The 17,787-nt window shown below is 70.6% G+C and carries 14 protein-coding genes; 10 read left to right on the forward strand and 4 right to left on the reverse strand.

The window, feature by feature from the left end:
* The first annotated feature begins 130 nt into the window (after positions 1-130).
* Positions 131-997 carry a YwqG family protein gene (locus OG302_RS02720; protein ID WP_371525168.1) on the forward strand — a complete coding sequence of 289 codons (867 nt, stop codon included), beginning with the start codon at positions 131-133 and terminating at the stop codon, positions 995-997.
* A gap of 108 nt (positions 998-1,105) precedes the next feature.
* Complete coding sequence (locus OG302_RS02725; protein ID WP_371525169.1) at positions 1,106-1,564, forward strand: hypothetical protein; 459 nt, start codon at positions 1,106-1,108, stop codon at positions 1,562-1,564.
* A gap of 55 nt (positions 1,565-1,619) precedes the next feature.
* On the opposite strand, the gene OG302_RS02730 is transcribed toward OG302_RS02725, so the two are convergent.
* Entirely contained in the window at positions 1,620-2,549 is a 930-nt protein-coding gene (locus tag OG302_RS02730) for a LysR family transcriptional regulator (protein WP_371525170.1), read from the reverse strand.
* A gap of 262 nt (positions 2,550-2,811) precedes the next feature.
* Here OG302_RS02730 and OG302_RS02735 point away from each other — a divergent pair, with 262 nt between their 5' ends.
* The 3 genes from OG302_RS02735 (at position 2,812) to OG302_RS02745 (ending at position 4,885) form a co-directional block, all read left to right on the forward strand.
* The gene (locus tag OG302_RS02735; protein WP_371525171.1) at positions 2,812-3,798 is read left to right on the forward strand and encodes an ATP-binding cassette domain-containing protein; all 987 of its coding nucleotides are present in this window, start codon (positions 2,812-2,814) and stop codon (positions 3,796-3,798) included.
* Positions 3,795-4,586 (forward strand): ABC transporter permease, encoded by a 792-nt coding sequence (locus tag OG302_RS02740; protein WP_371525172.1) that lies wholly within the window; start codon positions 3,795-3,797, stop codon positions 4,584-4,586. Before OG302_RS02735 ends, OG302_RS02740 begins: the two co-directional genes overlap by 4 nt.
* A 101-nt stretch (positions 4,587-4,687) precedes the next feature.
* Positions 4,688-4,885: a hypothetical protein gene (locus OG302_RS02745; protein ID WP_371525173.1), complete on the forward strand. Its 198-nt coding sequence runs from the start codon at positions 4,688-4,690 to the stop codon at positions 4,883-4,885.
* A 68-nt stretch (positions 4,886-4,953) separates the two neighbouring features.
* On the opposite strand, the gene OG302_RS02750 is transcribed toward OG302_RS02745, so the two are convergent.
* Together OG302_RS02750 and OG302_RS02755 are read right to left on the reverse strand one after the other, a co-directional pair.
* The gene (locus OG302_RS02750) at positions 4,954-5,601 is read right to left on the reverse strand and encodes an NADPH-dependent F420 reductase (protein WP_371525174.1); all 648 of its coding nucleotides are present in this window, start codon (positions 5,599-5,601) and stop codon (positions 4,954-4,956) included.
* A gap of 132 nt (positions 5,602-5,733) precedes the next feature.
* Positions 5,734-6,546, reverse strand: coding sequence for an inositol monophosphatase (locus OG302_RS02755; protein ID WP_371525175.1), 813 nt, complete (start codon positions 6,544-6,546; stop codon positions 5,734-5,736).
* A gap of 122 nt (positions 6,547-6,668) precedes the next feature.
* Between OG302_RS02755 and OG302_RS02760 the strand changes: the two genes are divergently transcribed.
* The 5 genes from OG302_RS02760 (at position 6,669) to OG302_RS02780 (ending at position 13,579) form a co-directional block, all read left to right on the forward strand.
* Positions 6,669-7,592, forward strand: coding sequence for a LysR family transcriptional regulator (locus tag OG302_RS02760; RefSeq protein WP_371525176.1), 924 nt, complete (start codon positions 6,669-6,671; stop codon positions 7,590-7,592).
* Positions 7,593-8,007: 415 nt separating this feature from the next.
* Entirely contained in the window at positions 8,008-8,676 is a 669-nt protein-coding gene (gene cseB, locus OG302_RS02765; protein ID WP_371749999.1) for a two-component system response regulator CseB, read from the forward strand.
* A gap of 5 nt (positions 8,677-8,681) precedes the next feature.
* Positions 8,682-9,989 (forward strand): sensor histidine kinase, encoded by a 1,308-nt coding sequence (locus OG302_RS02770; protein WP_371525177.1) that lies wholly within the window; start codon positions 8,682-8,684, stop codon positions 9,987-9,989.
* Positions 9,990-10,138: 149 nt separating this feature from the next.
* Complete coding sequence (locus OG302_RS02775) at positions 10,139-10,921, forward strand: ABC transporter ATP-binding protein (protein WP_371525178.1); 783 nt, start codon at positions 10,139-10,141, stop codon at positions 10,919-10,921.
* A 96-nt stretch (positions 10,922-11,017) separates the two neighbouring features.
* A complete protein-coding gene (locus tag OG302_RS02780) occupies positions 11,018-13,579 on the forward strand; it encodes an ABC transporter permease (RefSeq protein WP_371525179.1) in 2,562 nt (853 codons plus the stop codon).
* Positions 13,580-13,638: 59 nt separating this feature from the next.
* On the opposite strand, the gene OG302_RS02785 is transcribed toward OG302_RS02780, so the two are convergent.
* Complete coding sequence (locus OG302_RS02785; protein ID WP_371525180.1) at positions 13,639-17,601, reverse strand: RICIN domain-containing protein; 3,963 nt, start codon at positions 17,599-17,601, stop codon at positions 13,639-13,641.
* Between the last annotated feature and the right edge of the window lie 186 nt (positions 17,602-17,787).

Genomic DNA, 17,787 nt, shown 5'->3' on the forward strand with positions numbered 1-17,787 from the left:
TGGCGCAGCCTACGCATGATCTTCGTGGGCTGCCCTGGGTTTCCCCGGGCTTCGCTGGCTTCCCCGGCTTCCCTGGGGGGCAAGTACGGGCGCCGCCTGCATGTCAGTGGCACCGTGCATGATCGCAGGCATGACACATGGATCCTCTGAGGAGTTGCGCGCCCTCGCTCAGCAGTACCTCTCCCCCGAGACGGCAGAACGGTGGCTCGGTCTGCTCCGGCCCGGCGTATGTCTTGGCGTTGGAACGAGTTCGGACAAGGCAGTCGGTCAGCTGGGGGGTCTGCCGAGGCTGCCGGCCCATGCGGAGTGGCCGTGGTGGGACGGGTACGGGCCCTTGTCCTTCATCGCCTCGGTCGACTGCTCGATGTTGCCCGCAGGTGTTCTGGACATCGATCTGCCGGAGGAAGGGTGCCTGCTGTTCTTCTACTTCGACGGCCAGGTTGATGACGGGGATGCCCTCGTCCTGCCCGAGGACCCGGAGAGCTGGGCGGGCGCCCGCGTGCTCTACGTGGCAGGCGGAGAGGTGGCCGTGGAGCGCGCCGCTCCTGAGGAGCTCACGCCGTATCCGGCGGTACCGCTGGCCGCCCGGCCGGAGATGACGGCGGCCGAATCCTGGCACCCACGCGTCCGGGAGGCGTTCGCGCCGGAAGCTCCACTGGGGCATCGATACGACCACCCGGTGTGCGCCCAGGAGTTCCTCGAAGCGCTGTGGGACTTCGACGGCTCCGTGGGCCACCAGATAGGCGGCCACGCCCACCCGGTCCAGAACCCGGTGGAGATCGAGATCGCGCACGCGGCCCTGGGCGGCGACACGTCCTGGGACGATCCGCGCCTGTCCGACGAGGCGGGTGGCTGGGTGCTGCTGGCGCAGATCGACAGCGAGAACGCCGCGGACATGATGTGGGGTGACTGCGGAGCCCTGTACTGGCTGATCCGCCCGCAGGACCTGGCCGAACGACGCTTCGAACGTGCCATGTTCACCTGGCAATGCGCCTGATGCACTCGACCGCCCGCCCGCCAGCCTCAGGAAGCGTCACGCATACGATGCTTCGTGCGGCTCAGTGCCGCACACCAAGTCACATCCGCACCACGGGGGACAACACACATGCGCAGGACAACGACGATAGTGGCGCTCGTAGCGGCGGCCGGGCTGATGACCGCGTGCGGCGGTGGCGACGGCGGCGCCAAGGACGACGGTGCGAAGGCGGAACGCGCCGACAAGGGCACGGGCGCCTCGCCGTCGAAGCCGGCCCCCCGTGGGCCGGACAAGTCCTACGAGATCACCTTCGAAGTCGGCGGCAAGGGCAAGTCCAACGTCTACTACAACCTCGACACGAACCACTCCGAGCAGGTCACGCTGCCGTGGAAGAAGTCGGACACGCTCACCTTGAACAGCACCGAACGCAAGGTCGGGATCACCGTGTCCATCGTGCCGGGATCGGTCATGCTGTCCGACGGCCGGTTCGCCGCAGCACCTTGCTCGATCACCGTCGACGGGAAGAAGGTCGCCAAGGATCCCGGCGGCGTCAAGGGCAAGCACATGTGCAAGCACACTCTCCGCTGACAGCACATCGGGCGAGGATGCCGTGCCGGTGCCGGTATCTCAACCACCGCCAGGGTCAGGGAGACTTGGGCGCCGCTGAACCACCTCCCGCCGCAGCGGTTCGCACGGCGGCCGTTTCCAGAACGGTCTGGACGAACGCGCGCACCTTCGGGATGTTCCCGGTGGCCGACCACAGCAAGCCGTACTCCACCGGCGGTGCGTCGCGGAAGGGGACGTAGACGATGTCCGGGCGGGAGTAGTACTGGGCCGCGCGTGCGCTGGTCGGGGAAACTCCCTTGCCGGCGCCGACCAACGCGAGCACTTCCTGCCAGGCGGTGGTCGACGGACCGCGCGGTATGCGTCGGCCGTTGGGTGTGCGCCGGGGGTAGTGCAGGTCCAGGAAGTACTGGGGCTGTCCGGTGATGGTGATCAAGGGGGCGTCCGCGAGGTCCTCCATCGAGACCGTCTCCAGCTCGGCGAACGGGTGGTCTGCGGGGACGACCAGTGCGCGCGGCTCGGAGAAGAGCACCGGACCGTTGACGATGTCCGGCTCGTCGATCGGCAGCTCGATGAGCTGGAGATCACGACTGCCGTCGCGCAACGGGCCCAGGGGGTCAAGCATGGGTGACTCGTAGATGTGGACCTGGCAGTCGGGATGGCGGGTCCGGAAGGTGTCGGTGGCCGCCACGATGAGATTGCCGCACCACGCGGTGGCATAGCCGATGTGGAGTTCCCCGATCATGCCCTGCCCGGCGGCTGCCGCGGCGGCCAGCGCCTCCTGGATCTGCCGGTAGCCATCCGCCAGGCCGTCTCTCAACTGCTTCCCGATGGGCGTCAGTTGAACGTTGCGACTGGTCCGCTTGAACAGTTCCGCGCCGATGACACGTTCCTGCTTCTTGATGGCCTGGCTGACGCGGGCCGGAGTTACGTGCAACCGGTCAGCGGTCCGGCCGAAATGCAGCTCCTCGGCCAACGCCAGGAAGATCTCTATCTCCCGCAGCTCCACGTTCCCCGCTCCCCGCTTTCCGCCCGCGGTTCGTGAACCGCTGAGTTAACTCTCGTTGCACGATACGTCGTTGATCATCCTTTCCGCAGTGGCGATGCTTGACCGTGATGGCGAGCACCGTTCGCGGCGCTCGCCGCGCATACCGCCGCCGCGCAACCGAGTACCCCCCATTCCCTGCCCCCTCATGCCTCACCTCACCCCACCCCCTTGCAACTTCAAGATCCGAACGGGAGGGCCCATGCCTTCTTCTGCTTCGTCTGTCATGCCCACAACGAGACAGGGTGCCGCTCCACCGTCGTCCGCTGCCATCTCCACTGTCGGTCTGCGCAAGTCCTACGGCGACAGGACCGTGCTCGACGGCATCGACATCCGCATCCCCACCGGTTCCGTGTTCGCGCTGCTCGGCCCGAACGGCGCGGGCAAGACCACCGCCGTCAAGATCCTCTCCACGCTCATCACCGCCGACGGCGGACAGACCCAGGTAGCGGGCCACGACCTCACCACGCACCCCCAGAAGGTGCGCGCCGCGATCGGTGTCACCGGACAGTTCTCCGCCGTCGACGGCCTGATCACCGGCGAGGAGAACATGCTCCTCATGGCCGACCTGCACCACCTGCCCAAGCAGGAGGGCCGCCGGGTCGCCGCCCAACTCCTGGAGCGCTTCGACCTGGTGGAAGCGGCGAAGAAGCCCGCCTCGACCTACTCCGGCGGCATGAAGCGCCGCCTGGACATCGCCATGACCCTGGTCGGCAACCCGCGCATCATCTTCCTCGACGAGCCCACCACCGGCCTGGACCCGCGCTCCCGGCACAACATGTGGACCATCATCCGCGAGCTCGTCACGGACGGCGTCACCGTCTTCCTCACCACCCAGTACCTCGAAGAGGCCGACGAACTCGCCGACCACATCGCCGTACTCAACGACGGAAAGATCGCCGCCGAAGGCACCGCCGAGGAACTCAAACGGCTCATCCCCGGCGGCCACGTACGCCTGCGCTTCGACGACCCGGCCGCCTACCAGTCCGCCGCCACCACCCTGCGCGAAGTCACCCGCGACGACGAAGCACTGGCCCTGCAGATCCCCAGCGACGGCACCCAGCGCGAACTGCGCTCCCTCCTCGACTGGCTGGACTCCGCAGGCATCGAAGCCGACGAACTGACCGTGCACACCCCCGACCTCGACGACGTCTTCTTCGCCCTCACCGGCCCGGCCGCCGTCCCCAACCAGCCCAAGGAGAACGTCCGATGAGCTCCCTCTCCCTCACCGTGCGCGACTCGTCCACGATGCTCCGCCGCAACCTCCTGCACGCGTGGCGCTATCCGTCCGGAACCCTGAACCTGCTGCTCACGCCGATCATGATGCTGCTGCTCTTCGTCTACGTCTTCGGCAACGTGATGAGCACGGGCATCAGCGGCGGCGACGCGGACCGCTCCGACTACATCGCCTATGTCGTCCCGGGCATCCTGATGATGACCATCGGCAGCACTGTCATCGGGGCCGCGGTCCACGTCTCGATGGACATGAACGAGGGCCTCATCTCCCGCTTCCGCACGATGAAGATCTACCGCGGCTCCATGATGATCGGGCACGTCGTCGGCAGCGTGGTGCAGTGCATGGCCAGCGTGGTCCTCGTCTCTGCCGTCGCCGTGGCCATCGGCTTCAGGTCCATGGATGCCACTACCCTGGAGTGGCTGGCCGCCTTCGGGCTCATCGCATTGTTCGCCACGGCGCTCACCTGGATCGCGGTCGGGATGGGCATGGCCAGCCCGAACGCAGAAGCAGCCGCCAACAGCGCACAGCCGCTGATTCTCCTGCCCCTCATCTCCAGCGCCTTCATCCCGGCCGATACGATGCCGGGCTGGTTCCAGCCCATCGCCGAATACCAGCCCTTCACCCCCGCCATCGAAACCCTCCGCGGGCTGCTGCTCGGCACCGAGATCGGCAACAACGGCTGGATCGCGCTCGCCTGGTGCCTCGCCCTGATCACGCTCGGCTATCGCTGGTCGATGACCCAGTTCAACCGCGACCCGAAGTAGCCGCCACGGCACTGCGTCAACCAGCCGCCTTCCAAACGGTGTTGGTCGATACCAGACCGGGCATGCAATGGGAGGCATGCGCTGATCGAGCGGGGTGAAGGATGCTGAAGGTCGGTTCGGGGGCTCTGTTCCTGTTCTGCTACGTAGATGCCATCGCGGTTCTCGCCATCGGAGACTGGATTTCCGACGTCGGGCCCCCGCTGCTCTACGGCGGCCCGGCAGCGTTCATCGCCGGACTCTTCGCTCCTGCCGCGCATGATGCCTATCTGCGGAACCAGGAGCGTGACGCGGCCCGATAGGCCCTTCCCCTCCGTCCGTCACCGGACCGCTCCGTCCCTCCCGGGCCGCTCCGTCCGCCCCGGGCCTCTCAGCGGGCGAGGGAGACCGCGAAGGGCCTGAAGCCGTCCCGGCGCAGAAGGTGGGGCACGACCAGGATCATGGCCTCGGTGGCACGGGCCGTGGTGATGTCCCCGAGGTCCTCGATCCACGCGGGCTGCCAGTCCAGGTCGGCGAGCAGGCCGGTGACGATCCCCTTCGCGTGCTCGTCGTTGCCCGAGACGTAGGCGGTCGGCGGGGTGGCCAGGATTTCGGGGGCGGTCATGACCATGAACAGCATGGTGTTGAGGGTCTTGACCACGCGGGTGTCGGGGAGGGCGGCCTGGAGTTGCTCGGCGAGGCTGCTGCCGGGGTAGCAGAGGTCGCCGGGCAGGCCGTCGGCGGCGTCGCGGGTGGCATTGGAGACGTCGACGAGGATCTTTCCGGCTAGTTCCGTACGCAGATCGGTCAGGCGGTCCAAGGCGCTGTCGCCTGGCGTCGCGTTGATCACGATGTCCGCGGTGCGAGCGGCGGTGCGTTGGTCGGAGTAGGAGATGCGGGGGCTGGTGTCTGCGGCGGGCGCTGCGGTCGGCCCTTTCGGGCTGCGGACGCCGAGGGTGACGTGGTGGCCTGCCGAGGCGAGCTTGTCGGCCAGGTTGGTGCCGACGCGGCCTGCGCCGAGGATGCCGATGCTGGTCATCAGGTGATGCTCCTTGTGATGCCGGGATGATGCCGGGGCCCCGGGGTGAGATGCCTGGGCGCCCGGGTGATGTCGTGCGGGTGGGACGGGAGTACGCCGCAGCGCTGTCGGGCGATCGGCGCCAGGATGCGGTCAGGCGATCGGCCTCAGGATTTCGAGGGCGGCGGCGTGGATGCCGGGGGCGGCGGCGAGGAAGTCTCGGCTGCCCGCGCTCCAGGGCTCGCCCGCCAGGTCGGTGACGGTGCCTCCGGCCTCGGTCACCAGCAGGGCACCTGCGACCAGGCCGGAGCGGACGTCGGAGAACTGCCAGAACGCGTCCATGCGTCCGGCGGCGACGTGGATGAGCTGCATCGTGGCAGGAACGGACACCCGCACGACGAGTCCGCCGGTGAGCATGGCGGTGACCGAGTCGCCGATCCGCCGGAAGGTGTCCTTGTCCTCACCGGGCTTGGCCTGACCGGTGCCGACGAGCGCGGCACCCAGGTCCGTCTTGGCGGACACCTTCAGGGGACGGTCGTTGAGGCGGGTGCCGCCGCCTGCGACGGCGGTGTAGGTGTCGCCGGTCAGCGGCAGGTGGACGACGGTGAGTACCGGCTGGTTGTCGCGCACCAGGGTCGCGGTGACGGCCCAGTCCGGCATGGCGTGTACGTGGTTGATGTTGCCCTCGGCGGGGTCGACGACCCACCACTCCCCCGGCGGGAGCGCGCCGCCCGCCAGCTCGTCCTCGGCCCACCGCGATCCCTGCCGGGCCCGCAGCAGCGGTTCGCGCAACACGCCCAGCACCGCGTCGTCGTTGGCGTGGATCTCGTCGACGACGTCGCTCAGGCTCACGCCTCGGGCGTGCGTGGTGTAGCGCTCGCGCAGCGTCAGCCCGGCTGTTTCCACCGCGGCCTTCACCTCGGACATGAGCGTCGCGTCGGCGTCGAAAGGCATGGCTGTGCTCATGGCGGACTCCAGGGGTTTCGGTGTGGTGCGGGCGGGGCGGCTTGGCCCGCTCCCGTGCTTCGAACCTAGGCCGCTCGGTGATTAACAACAAGTGCATGCTTTTCACTCATAGAGTTACTCTCATGCAACTGGATCTGAACCTGCTCACGGCCCTGGACGCGCTGCTGGAAGAGGGCAGTGTCGCGGGCGCCGCGGCCCGCCTCCATGTCACCGCACCCGCGATGAGCCGCTCGCTGGGCCGCATCCGAAAGGCCACCGGCGATCAGATCCTGGTCCGCACCGGCCGCAGCATGGTCCCCACCACCCGCGCGCTGGCCATCCGCACCCAGGTCCACGCCCTCGTGCAGCAGGCCCATCACCTCCTGTCCGAGCAGCAGGAGCTCGACCTGCCGGCTCTGGAGCGGGTGTTCACCGTGCGCTGGCACGACGCCCTGACCAGCGCCTGCGGGACGGCTCTGCTCGCCGCCGTCCGCAGTCAAGCCCCCGGCGTCCAGCTGCGTCTGCCGGGCGAACCCGGCACGGACACCCCCGAGCTGCGCCGGGGCGAGGTCGACCTGGCATCGAGCTCCAGTCCGCCGGTCCTGCCCGACATCCGCCACCGCCTGGTCGGCCACGATCAGCTCGTCGTCGCCGTCAGGCCCGGCCATCCCCTCACCGAAGGCCCGCTGAGCCTTGAGCGTTACGCGGCCTCCGAGCACCTCACGGTCTCGCGGCGCGGGCGGCTGCGTGACCCGATCGACGATGCCCTGGCCACGTGCGGGTTCGAACGCCGTGTCGTCGCCGCCGGGCCCACCGTCGCCTTCGCGCTGCAACTCGCCCCCGAGAGCGACCTGGTGCTCACCCTCCCCGACGCGGTCACCCGCGCGGCCCGGGCCCGGCTCGGCCTCATCACGCTGCCGCTGCCCCTGCCTCTCCAGATGCCCGATGTGCCGCTGTATCTGCTGTGGCACCAGCGTCACGACGACGACCGCGCCCACACCTGGCTGCGCGACCTGGCCACCGAAACCGTCCAGGCACTGTTCGCACCACCGGCCACCTCCCCGTAGGCCCTCGCCGTCCAGCGGTTTGTATCCAGTGGGTATCAACGAGCGCTTGGTCGGCCATCGGTTCGGGGGCGCCGCCCCCTGGGTGGCTGGGGTCCAGGGAGCGCGTGCCGGGTGTCTGTGTGCCGTTTCGTCCGCCTGACCTGCGGGTCTACGAGCGGCGAACCCGGCATAGGTGCGGTGTGTGTCCGGTGCGCGGCGCGGTTGCCGCGTCCGATGCCTGCCATATCGTTCCTTGCGGGCCGTCGGTCGCCGCAGGTGCGAGTACCCGGGGGCCCGCCCGACGTCCGACCGGCCGACCGGCCGTCTGTCCGTCCGTCCGTCCGTCCGAACAGGAGTGATCCCCGTGTCGTCGCCCACCCCGGCTCCTGCCGCCCCGCAGCCCGTTCGTGTGCTGCTGGTCGAGGACGACGACCTGATGCGCCGCTCTTTCGCCGTCGCCCTGGAGCGCTACGGCTACGAGGTCAAGGTCGCCGCCGACGGGCTCGCCGGGCTCGAACTCTTCCGCGAGGAGAGCTTCGACCTGCTGATCCTCGACGTGATGCTGCCCGGTCTCGACGGGATCGGGCTGTGCCGAAAGGTCCGCGAGACCAGCCTGGTGCCGGTCCTGATGATGTCCGCGCGCGGCGACGGCCTCGATGTCGTCGCCGGTCTGGAGGGCGGGGCCGATGACTACGTGGTCAAGCCCGTGGACACCTACGTCCTGGTGGCCCGAATCCGCTCGCTGCTGCGCCGGGCGACGTACGCGCCCGCCCACGGGACCGGCCCGGCCGGGGGCGAGGAGGCGGCGCCGTCCGATGAGAGGATGCTGGTCTTCGGGGAGCTCACCATTGACACGGGTGGCCTGGAGGTATCGGTGTCCGGGCGGCCGGTGGCACTCACCCCCACCGAACTGAAGCTGCTCCTCGAGTTCGCCGCTCATCCAGGGATCGTGCTGGAGCGGCACACTCTGCTGCGCAACGTCTGGGAGTACGGCTGGGACGGCGACAGCCGGGTCGTGGACCTGTGTGTGCAGCGGCTGCGCGGCAAGCTGGGACGGGATCGCATCGAGACTGTCCGCGGCTTCGGCTACAAGCTCAGGCGTTGAGGCCCGTGTCATCGTTCCGTCGGCGGCGGCCGGTCCGCGTTGCCCTGCGCTGGAAGATCGCCGCGCTGGCAGCGGCCACAGCCTGTCTGGTCGCGGTGGTGGTGGGCGTGCTGGTGCACCTGTGGACCGCGCAGGACATCCGCAGCCGGGCAGAGGCGACCGCCTTCAACACCGTCTACTCCGCGATGGACGTCTACCGCCGCACCGGGTCACTGGCGGACGGCGCCGAGCTGGATCCGGACGATCTGCCCGCCGCGCTGCGCCATCCCTCCGACGGCGATCGGCACACGGCGTACGACGAACGCGTCGATGACAACCTGGGGCCCAGCTACTGGGGTGCCCAGCGGGTCGGCGGTACGGGCAGCCGGGTGCTGGCCGTCCGGGTCAACATGAGCCCGGAACTGCACGAGCTGCGGCGGCTCGACGTGGTCATGGCGGTGGCTTCGCTGCTGGCGCTCGCCGCGGCCGTTCCCCTGGCGGTCTACGGGGCCGGGCTCCTCGGCCGCCGGCTACGGCGGGTCTCGGAGACGGCGGGCCGGATCTCCGCCGGAGATCTGGACGCCCGGACCGGGTCGGCCGACGGCCGCGACGAGGTGGACGACATCGCCGCCACCGTCGACCTCATGGCCGACAGCCTTGCCCGGCAGCTGCGCTCCGAGCGCCGTTTCACCGCGGACGTGGCCCACGAACTGCGCACCCCCGTCGGGGGTCTGCTGGCCGCCGCCGACCTGCTGCCCGCGGGCGAGACGGAGGATCTGCTGCGGGCCCGGGTGCGCGATCTGCGCGGCCTGGTCGAGGACCTCCTCGAGATCTCCCGCCTCGACGCGGGGGCCGAACAGCCGGTCCGGGCCCATGTCCCGCTGGCCGCGGTCGTCTCCGAAGCGGTGGCGCGCACCGGCCTCGGCACCGAGATCGCCGTCGCCGACGGAACCGGGGGCCACACTCCCCAGCGGCGAGCGCCGCAAAAGAAGACGTGGCAAGAGCCGGCTTCGCAGACCGTGGAGACCGATCCGCGCCGCCTCGAACGCATCGTCAGCAACCTCGTCGTCAACGCCCATCGGCACGGGAAGACCCCGGTGCGGGTCACCGTCGAGGGGCACACCGTCGTCGTACGCGACCACGGTCCCGGCTTTCCCCCTGACGTACTGCGCGACGGGCCGCGGCGCTTCCACACCGGCGCGGCGGAGCGCGGCTCGGGACACGGCCTCGGTCTGACCATCGCGCTGGGTCAGGCCCGGCTGCTCGGCGCCGAACTTCGCCTGGACAACGCCCCGGACGGCGGCGCCGTCGCCACCCTGCGCCTGCCCACCTGAGCCGCGCACACCGCATGCACCGCACTCGCTCCACCCACTACACAACCGACGCACACCAAAGCGGCCATCGATACGTCGCGGCCCAGGCGCCGATACGTTCCCCGGACACCCTTCGACGTGCACCTTCCGCACCGAAGAGGAGTTCTCCTGTGACCCCCGGATCCTTTGCCCCGCACCACCTGCACGCGACCACCGGGATCGCGGCCGCCACCACCGGACTGTCGAAGGTCTACGGCAGCGGAGACACCCGTGTCCGTGCCCTGGACGAGGTCAGCATCTCCTTCCGGGAGGGCGAGTTCACCGCCATCATGGGTCCGTCGGGCTCCGGCAAGTCCACGTTGATGCACTGTGCCGCCGGACTCGACTCCTTCAGCTCCGGCTCCGTACGCATCGGTACGACCGAGCTGAGCACGCTCGACGACCGGCAGCTGACGCAGCTGCGCCGTGACCGGATCGGCTTCATCTTCCAGGCGTTCAATCTGCTGCCGACCCTGACCGCCATCGAGAACATCACGCTGCCGCTCAGCATCGCGGGCCGTCGCCCCGACGAGCAGTGGCTGCGGCGCGTGGTGTCGATGGTCGGCCTCTCGGGGCGACTTGACCACCGCCCCGGGCAGCTGTCCGGCGGGCAGCAGCAGCGCGTGGCGGTGGCCCGCGCCCTGGCGTCCCGGCCGGCGATCATCTTCGGCGACGAGCCCACCGGCAACCTCGACTCGCGGGCCGGGGCCGAAGTGCTCGGCTTCCTGCGCGACTCGGTGCGCGAGCTGGGCCAGACCGTGGTCATGGTCACCCACGACCCGGTCGCCGCGGGCTACGCGGACCGCGTGGTCTTCCTGGCCGACGGCCGCCTGGTCGACGAGATGGCGAACCCCACACCGGAACGGGTCCTGGACCTGATGAAGACCCTCGACACCGGCCCGCGCACCAGCTGACACACCCGCACCCCGGAAGCGCGCCACCCGCGCCGCTCGCGCCCCACCAGCCAACCGCTCGCGCCCGTCGAGCCTGCCTCCCAGGATCCGCCTCGTATGTTCCGTACCGCTCTGCGCAACGTCTTCGCGCACAAGGCCCGCCTGGCCATGACCGTCCTCGCGGTCTGCCTGGGTGTCGCGTTCGTCAGCGGCACCCTCGTCTTCGCCGACTCCTCGGCCGCGGCCTACCGCGCCACCGCCTCCCAGAACTTCGCGGGTATCGCCGTCACCGTGACCCCGAAGGACCCACCGCCGGGAACCCCTGTCGACGAGCACTCCCCCGCACTGGACGACGCCCTGGTCAGGAAGTTGGCGGGGGTGCCCGGTGTCGCCGCGGCGCACCCGGCGGCCGACGGCTCGGCAGTCCTGAACGCGGCGGACGGCACGCCGCTGCGGGCCGACAAGGCATGGTCCAACCTGGGCGCCGCCTACGTACCGGGCAAGGACGGCCAGGACAACCGCTATCCCCTGACCGAGGGCCGCGCACCGCGCACCGGCAAGGAAATGGCCGTGGACAGCGGGACGGCATCCGCCGGGCACCTCGGCATCGGGGACCTGGTCACGGTGGCCACCGACGGCCCGGTCATGAAAAAGCGACTTGTCGGCATAGTCTCGACCAAGGACACGCGGGTGACGGCCGGCGGCACCCTCGCCCTGTTCGACAAGGCGAGCGCCCAGCGGCTGTTCGCGTCCCGCGGCCACTACACCGGCATCGACCTCACCGCCGCTGACGGCACCGACCCGTTCGAGCTCCTGCGCCGCGTAGAGGACGTCCTGCCCGCCGACCGGGCCCTGGCGACCACTGGCAGCGCACAGGCCGACCAGCAGGCGACGAACATCGACACCATGACCCGTGGCTACGAGAAGATGCCCATGATCTTCGCCGGGGTCTCGCTGTTCATCGGCTCGTTCCTCGTCGTCAACACCTTCACCATGCTGGTGTCCCGGCGCACCCGTGAGATCGCGCTGCTGCGGGCCATCGGAGCCGATCGCCGCCAAGTGGTGCGCTCCGTCCTCCTGGAGGCCCTGCTGACCGGCCTTGCCGCGTCGGCGGCCGGTTTCCTGCTCGGCCTGGGCATCGCCGCCGTACTCCCGGACGTCCTGAGCGCCACCGGCGACACCCTGCCCGACGGGCCCTTGGTGATCGGCGCGCGTCCGGTCCTCGCGGCGCTCGGGGTGGGGGTGGGCGTCACGGTGCTCGCCGCGTGGCTGCCCGCGCGCAGGGCCGCCAAGGTCGCCCCCGTCGAGGCGCTGCGCGTGGCCGAACAGCCGCCCTGCGCCGCGCGATCCCGGCGGCGCGGCATGGCGGGGCTCGCCCTGCTGGTTCTCGGCGCCGGTCTGCTGGTGTCGCTCACCGGGGCCGAGGACGCTTCCGAGGAGAACCTGCGGAGCGCGATGCTCGGCTGCGCCGTCCTGGTCGTCGCCATGATCGTCCTTGCGCCGCTGCTCGCCGCTCCCGTGATCCGGCTGGCCGGGCGCCTCACCGGACGCTTCGGTGTGAGTGGCCATCTCGCGCGGGAGAACGCGCTGCGCGATCCGCGGCGCACCGCTGCCACCGCCGCCACTTTGATGATCAGTACGGCGCTGGTCGCCGGGCTCGCCGTCATCGGCAACTCCACCGGGCAGGCGCTGGATCGCCAGACCGCGTCCGGTCTCGGCGCTGACTACGTGATCGGCACCCGCACCCCCACGACCGGCATCGACCGGGCCGCCGTGCGGCGGGTGGCCGACACCTCCGGGGTTCGGACCGCGGCCGAGGTCGCGGACTCCACCCTGTTCGTCGGCGGCCACGTCCAGGAGATCTCCGGCGTCGATCCGCAGGCCGCCGGCGCGACCATGAAGCTCGACTTCGTCAGCGGCTCGCTCGACGGCCTCGGGCCGGGCCGGATCGCCCTCTCCAGCACCCTCGCCCGGAAGCAAGGTGTGGGAGTGGGCGGCAAGTTCACCGCGTCCATGGGCCGCGACCAGAAGGTCACGCAGTACACCGTCGTGGGTGTCTACCGGGACAACCCCACCGCGCACGACGCGCTGGGCGCCCGCAGCGAGGTGCAGCAGAAGAGCTTCAAGCCGGGGTCCGTGCAGCGCATCCTCGTCCGCACCGACGACGGCGCGAGCTCAGGGACCCAAGAGGAACTGCGTACGGCCGTGGGTGACAGCCCGCTCCTGAAGGTGCAGGACCGCGAGGAACTCGTGCGCGAGGCGGCCGGAGCCGTGGGCAATCTGCTGACACTGATGTACGGGCTGCTGGCCATCGGTGTCGTGATCTCCGCGCTCGGCATCGTGAACACCCTGGCCATGTCGGTCGCGGAACGCACCCGCGAGATCGGTGTACTGCGCGCCATCGGCATGCACCGCTCCGCAATCCGCCGGATGATCCGCCTGGAGGCGGTGACCGTCGCCGCGCTCGGCACCCTCCTCGGCCTGGTGGGCGGGGTGTTCGGGGCCTGGGCGGTCGGTGCGCTGGCCAACGGGGCGATGGAGCAGTACACGCTGTCGATGCCGTGGGGGACGCTGGCGCTCGTATGCCTGGCCTCCCTGGCGATCGGTGCGCTCGCGGCCGCTCTTCCGGCCCGCCGGGCGGCAGCGCTGAGCCCGCTGGAGGCCGTCGCGGAGGCCTGAGGCGGGCGGGGCCGACGCACCCTTCCCCCCTCGGCAGGAGGGGGGAAGGGTGCTATTGCTCAGCCCACGGGCTTGAGGGTGAGTGTCTGCTCGGCCGCGGTCCTGCCTCCGCCGACGCTGCCGCCGGTGGTGTCGGTCCAGGCACGCGTCGGGGTGGTCTCGGCCAGCCGCCCTCGGGCGTCGGAGAGGCCGATGACCAGGCCGCTGTAGCGGTTGACCAGGTGCGCGGTGTCCGTGGCGCGGCCTTGGGCGTCCCGGCCGGGGACGACGAACCACTGCTGGCCGACAGTGGGACCGGCCTGGGGCGCCGCGGTCACGGTGGGCTTGGCGGCCCAGGCGCGGCCGGCGTCGGTGGTGGAGTCGACGCCCAGGAGCCGCCCGGTTGCGGCGTTGGCGATGCGGTACGAGCCGTCGGCCTGGGAGGTGAAGCGCCAGTGGCCGCGCGGGGAGTCCTCGCCGGTCGGCCGTGAGGTCGTAGCGCTGCCGCCGGCCGACTGGGCAAGGACACGTCCCGCGCCGCTGCTGATGGTGTAGGCGGTGCCGGTGTCGACGGGGGCGGCCGGGCTGCTGGTCTCGATGGTGGTGTCGTAGTACTCGCCGTCGGTGCCGCCCGAGCACTGGAAGGAGCAGTAACTGCGGAACTTCTTGCCGACGATCGTCGAGCCGGTCTTGTTGACCGAGTCGAGCATCCAGCGGTACCAGGATCCGGAGTGGTAGTCGCCGGTGTCGCCGATCAGCTCCCACTTCTGGGTGGCGAGGTCGTCGGTGGCGTAGAAGCGCTGCGGTTGGGTGCTGTCCTGGACGAGGGCCTCGGGCTGGCCGATGTACTTGCCGAGGTGGGCGTCGTACGCGATGTTCATGGTCAACAGGTCCGATTTGGCGGGCAGTTCACCGGCGGCCTGCTGTTCCCGCACGGAGCCTTCGGTGACTGGATCGTAGTCGTGCTCCACGGGGGTGTAGCCGGTGGAGTTGTCGGCGTCGACCGGTTCCATGTTGCTCTCCAGGCCGCCGATGCCGGGCTGCGACCAGGCGCCGTCGTACCACTTCTTCCAGGAGCCGGGGGCCAGCTTGGCGGACATGGGGGCGCGGGCCACATGGGCCCGGCTGCCGTCCGTCCAGGCGCCCGGTACGCCGCCCTTGGGGATGACGCGGGAGTTGTAGTAGACGTAGAAATAGCCGGATGCGGTGTCCACGAACAGGCGCGCGTCGCCGTTGCCATAGTGGTACGTCTCGTGCGGGAACGCCGTGTTGTCGCCTCGCTTGGTGCTGTACGGCGAGGTGAGGACGTGGTCCTTGATGTTCCAGGTCTTGCCCTGGTCCTTGGAGACGGCGTAGTCGATCGCGTCGTAGTGCAGGCCGTCACCGAAGGGCTGCGGGGTGAATTCGTTGTGGACCAGGCCGTACCAGTGGCCGGTGTCCGGGTCGACCCACACACCCATGAGGTCGCAGTAGTTCTTCTGCGCGTAGTGCGAGGTGTCCGGGGCCGAGGTGGCCTCGCGGCCGGTGGGGCTGTTGTTGCAGCGCCAGGTGGTGTCGTTGTTGCGGTCCTTGGAGTTGGCGGGGCTGACCGCGTCGCTCAGCTTGGCGTCACGGGTGGCGGTGTCGAAGTCCTTGCCCGAGTAGAACGTCCACTTGCGCGGGTCGTTGGCGCCGTACAGGGCGTGTGCGGACTGGTAGTGGAACGAGCCGTCCTTGTCGATATAGGTGGCGGCCGGGGTGTCGTCGGGGTGGGTCCAGGGGCCCTTCTGTCCGACGGCGACCTGGTAGGTGGGCGCGTCGGAGGCTGCCGGTGCGGGCGCTGCCACACCGAGCAGGACGGCGGCGCCCGCCGTGCAGGCGGCCAGGGTTCTTGCTCTGGAACGGAGTGACACAAGGACTCCTCTCGGGGCCGGACACCTCAGGGGCGGTGCGCCCGCGAGGCGGTGGTTCACCATGCGAAGACCGCCCAGCCGCGGTGCGGCAGCGGGGTCTTGAGTTCCAGGGCGGGAACGGCCCCGGGGACGGCCCGCGTTCTGGGGGTAGCCGTTTCGGGGCCCGGCCGGGCGACGGACATTTCGATGCGGGCTTCTGCGGGTTCGGCCAGCGGTGCGAGCAGGGTGGCGCTCACGTCGTGGCCGGTTCCAGGCGGGTGGATGCGGGGGTGCGCCGGGTCGGCGCTGCCGTTGGCCACCGCGAGCCGGTGCCCCTCGGCGGAACGCGTCGCGTACGGGATCAGGTGCGGGGCGCCGCTCACCAAGGGCAGGCGGGGCTGTTCGCCCTCCAGGAAGCGGACCGTGGTGTGGAGCAGGCTGCGGCCTGCGTCGCTGCGGGCCAGGTCGGCGGGCGTCGTCGCGGCCAGGACCGCGACGCGCCCGCCCAGCGCGTTGACGAAGTGGCACCGGCCCGCGCCCCAGGGGCGGCCGTCGGGCGTCTGTATCCGGGTGAGGACGTGGGCGCCTGCCAGCGGTTCGATGCGGGCCAGCGCGGGCTGTACGTCGACGCTGAGGACCGCCCCCCTCCGTGCCGCACTCACCCGTGACCTGCTCGATCGCGTACGGGCCGGGGAGCGCCGGGTCCTCGCGACCGACCAGCTCACTCGCCCGCCCGCCCAGGAGTTCGGCGAACCCGCGCCGGGTCAGGGTGTGTGCGGCCACGCCGTCCAACAGCAGCCCGCCGCGCAGCAGTTCGTGCATCTCGTCGTCGTCGAAGGCGTGGACCATGCGGCCGAACAGGGCCTGGACCGGGGCCGGTTGCGCGGTGACCGGCACTCCGTAGCCGAGCAGGAAGTCCGCGGTCCGCGCCGGGTCGGCCGCCAGGTCCTGCATCCGGCCCGTCTCGGCCGGCAGCCGGGCGGCGGTGTCCTGCCGCCATGGCAGCCCCACGCCGAGCGGGACCCCCTCACCCTCGCCCGTACGGTGTGCGGCCAGCCAGTCGAGGGCCGGGCGGGAGCGGCGCAGCAGCCGGTCGATGCGCGGGAAGTTCTCGGCGTGCTCGGCTTGGGTGGGGTGGAGGTTCAGCAACAGCGCGTCGGCTCCGCAGAGTTGGGCGGTCACCATCTCCGACCAGGTCTGGGTGTCCGACTTCGACCACGCGGTGTGCGGCCAGTTCTCGATCTCCGGCTCGCAGGCCGTGCCGCGCGGGCGGAGCGGGCGCTGCGCTTCAAGGGACCAGAGCGCGGCGGCCAGGCCGCGTGCGGGGGTGTCGGAGTACGGGGCGAAGTGCGGCCGGTGGGTCACCTCGCGCCCCACGGACAGCGCGGTGAACAGCGCCTGCCAGTCGCGGCCCTCCACGGAGTGCATCGCGGGCAGCGAGCTCATGAGTCCCAGGTGGGAGCGGCCGCCGGAGCGCCGGTTCACCACCTCCGCCAGGCCTTCGGCAACCTCCAGCTGGGCGGTGCGCCACACCTGCTGGAGCAGGGCGCGCCAGGGGTGGGGCGGGCCGGGCGCGGTGATGGCGGCGACCGCCTGCTCCCGGGTGACCGGCTCGCCCACGACCGCGGCCAGCCGCTCCAGCATGAGCGGCTCGAATCCGCCGCCCCAGTCGAGCGGGGCATGGTTGTGGTAGCGGAAGTCGTCCTCGACCCACAGCACCCGGAAGCCCAGCTCGGCGGCGAGCCCGTAGTGCGCATAGAGCCAGCGCCGCCACGCGGGGCAGGCGAAGGACGCCTGGGCGGCGGCGACTTGGCCCGTGGGCGAGACCATGGGCGCGAAGCCGAGCGTGCCGGCCCGGCCCCGGTCCGCGTGGCCGACGGTGACCCAGGGGTTGAGGCTGACGTCCAGACCGGCCGCGCTCAGCACGTCACGGGCCTCACCCGCGGCCGCGAACCAGCGCGCCTCGTCCGCTCCGGCGAGGTGCCCGGCGTACTGCTGCTCGGCGCCCAGCAACAGCACCACCTCCTCCACGCCGTTCTCGCCGCACACCTTCGCCAGGGCGCGGGCACGGTCGGCGAGGTCGTCGCCGGGACGCAGTTGGAACCGCAGGTGATAGCGCGCTCGCCGCGCGGCCCGGGACCTCGCCGGGCCCTGCTCCGTGCCGGTGTCCATCTGTGCGGGCCCCCTTGCCGAACGCGGCTGACACGCCCTCAGCCGTAATTAGTTCGGCTAGGATCCAAAATAAAAACTCCCTAGTCAACAGGTTCACGACAAGAAATGCGGCGCTCCGACCTCACCCCCACTCCCCCGCGTCCCGCCCACCACGTAATTTGACGGGCACCCGCTATACGCGACGAT

It is taken from the genome of Streptomyces sp. NBC_01283 (assembly GCF_041435335.1).
Taxonomy (GTDB): Bacteria; Actinomycetota; Actinomycetes; order Streptomycetales; family Streptomycetaceae; genus Streptomyces.

Coding starts and splice junctions, on each gene's coding strand:
- OG302_RS02750 (WP_371525174.1), bottom strand. CDS start 5,601: ATGACCAGCATCGGCATCCTCGGCGCAGGCCGCGTCGGCACCAACCTG.
- OG302_RS02785 (WP_371525180.1), bottom strand. CDS start 17,601: ATGGACACCGGCACGGAGCAGGGCCCGGCGAGGTCCCGGGCCGCGCGG.
- OG302_RS02755 (WP_371525175.1), bottom strand. CDS start 6,546: ATGAGCACAGCCATGCCTTTCGACGCCGACGCGACGCTCATGTCCGAG.
- OG302_RS02725 (WP_371525169.1), top strand. CDS start 1,106: ATGCGCAGGACAACGACGATAGTGGCGCTCGTAGCGGCGGCCGGGCTG.
- OG302_RS02720 (WP_371525168.1), top strand. CDS start 131: ATGACACATGGATCCTCTGAGGAGTTGCGCGCCCTCGCTCAGCAGTAC.
- OG302_RS02780 (WP_371525179.1), top strand. CDS start 11,018: ATGTTCCGTACCGCTCTGCGCAACGTCTTCGCGCACAAGGCCCGCCTG.
- cseB (WP_371749999.1), top strand. CDS start 8,008: ATGCGCCGCTCTTTCGCCGTCGCCCTGGAGCGCTACGGCTACGAGGTC.
- OG302_RS02760 (WP_371525176.1), top strand. CDS start 6,669: ATGCAACTGGATCTGAACCTGCTCACGGCCCTGGACGCGCTGCTGGAA.
- OG302_RS02740 (WP_371525172.1), top strand. CDS start 3,795: ATGAGCTCCCTCTCCCTCACCGTGCGCGACTCGTCCACGATGCTCCGC.
- OG302_RS02735 (WP_371525171.1), top strand. CDS start 2,812: ATGCCCACAACGAGACAGGGTGCCGCTCCACCGTCGTCCGCTGCCATC.
- OG302_RS02745 (WP_371525173.1), top strand. CDS start 4,688: ATGCTGAAGGTCGGTTCGGGGGCTCTGTTCCTGTTCTGCTACGTAGAT.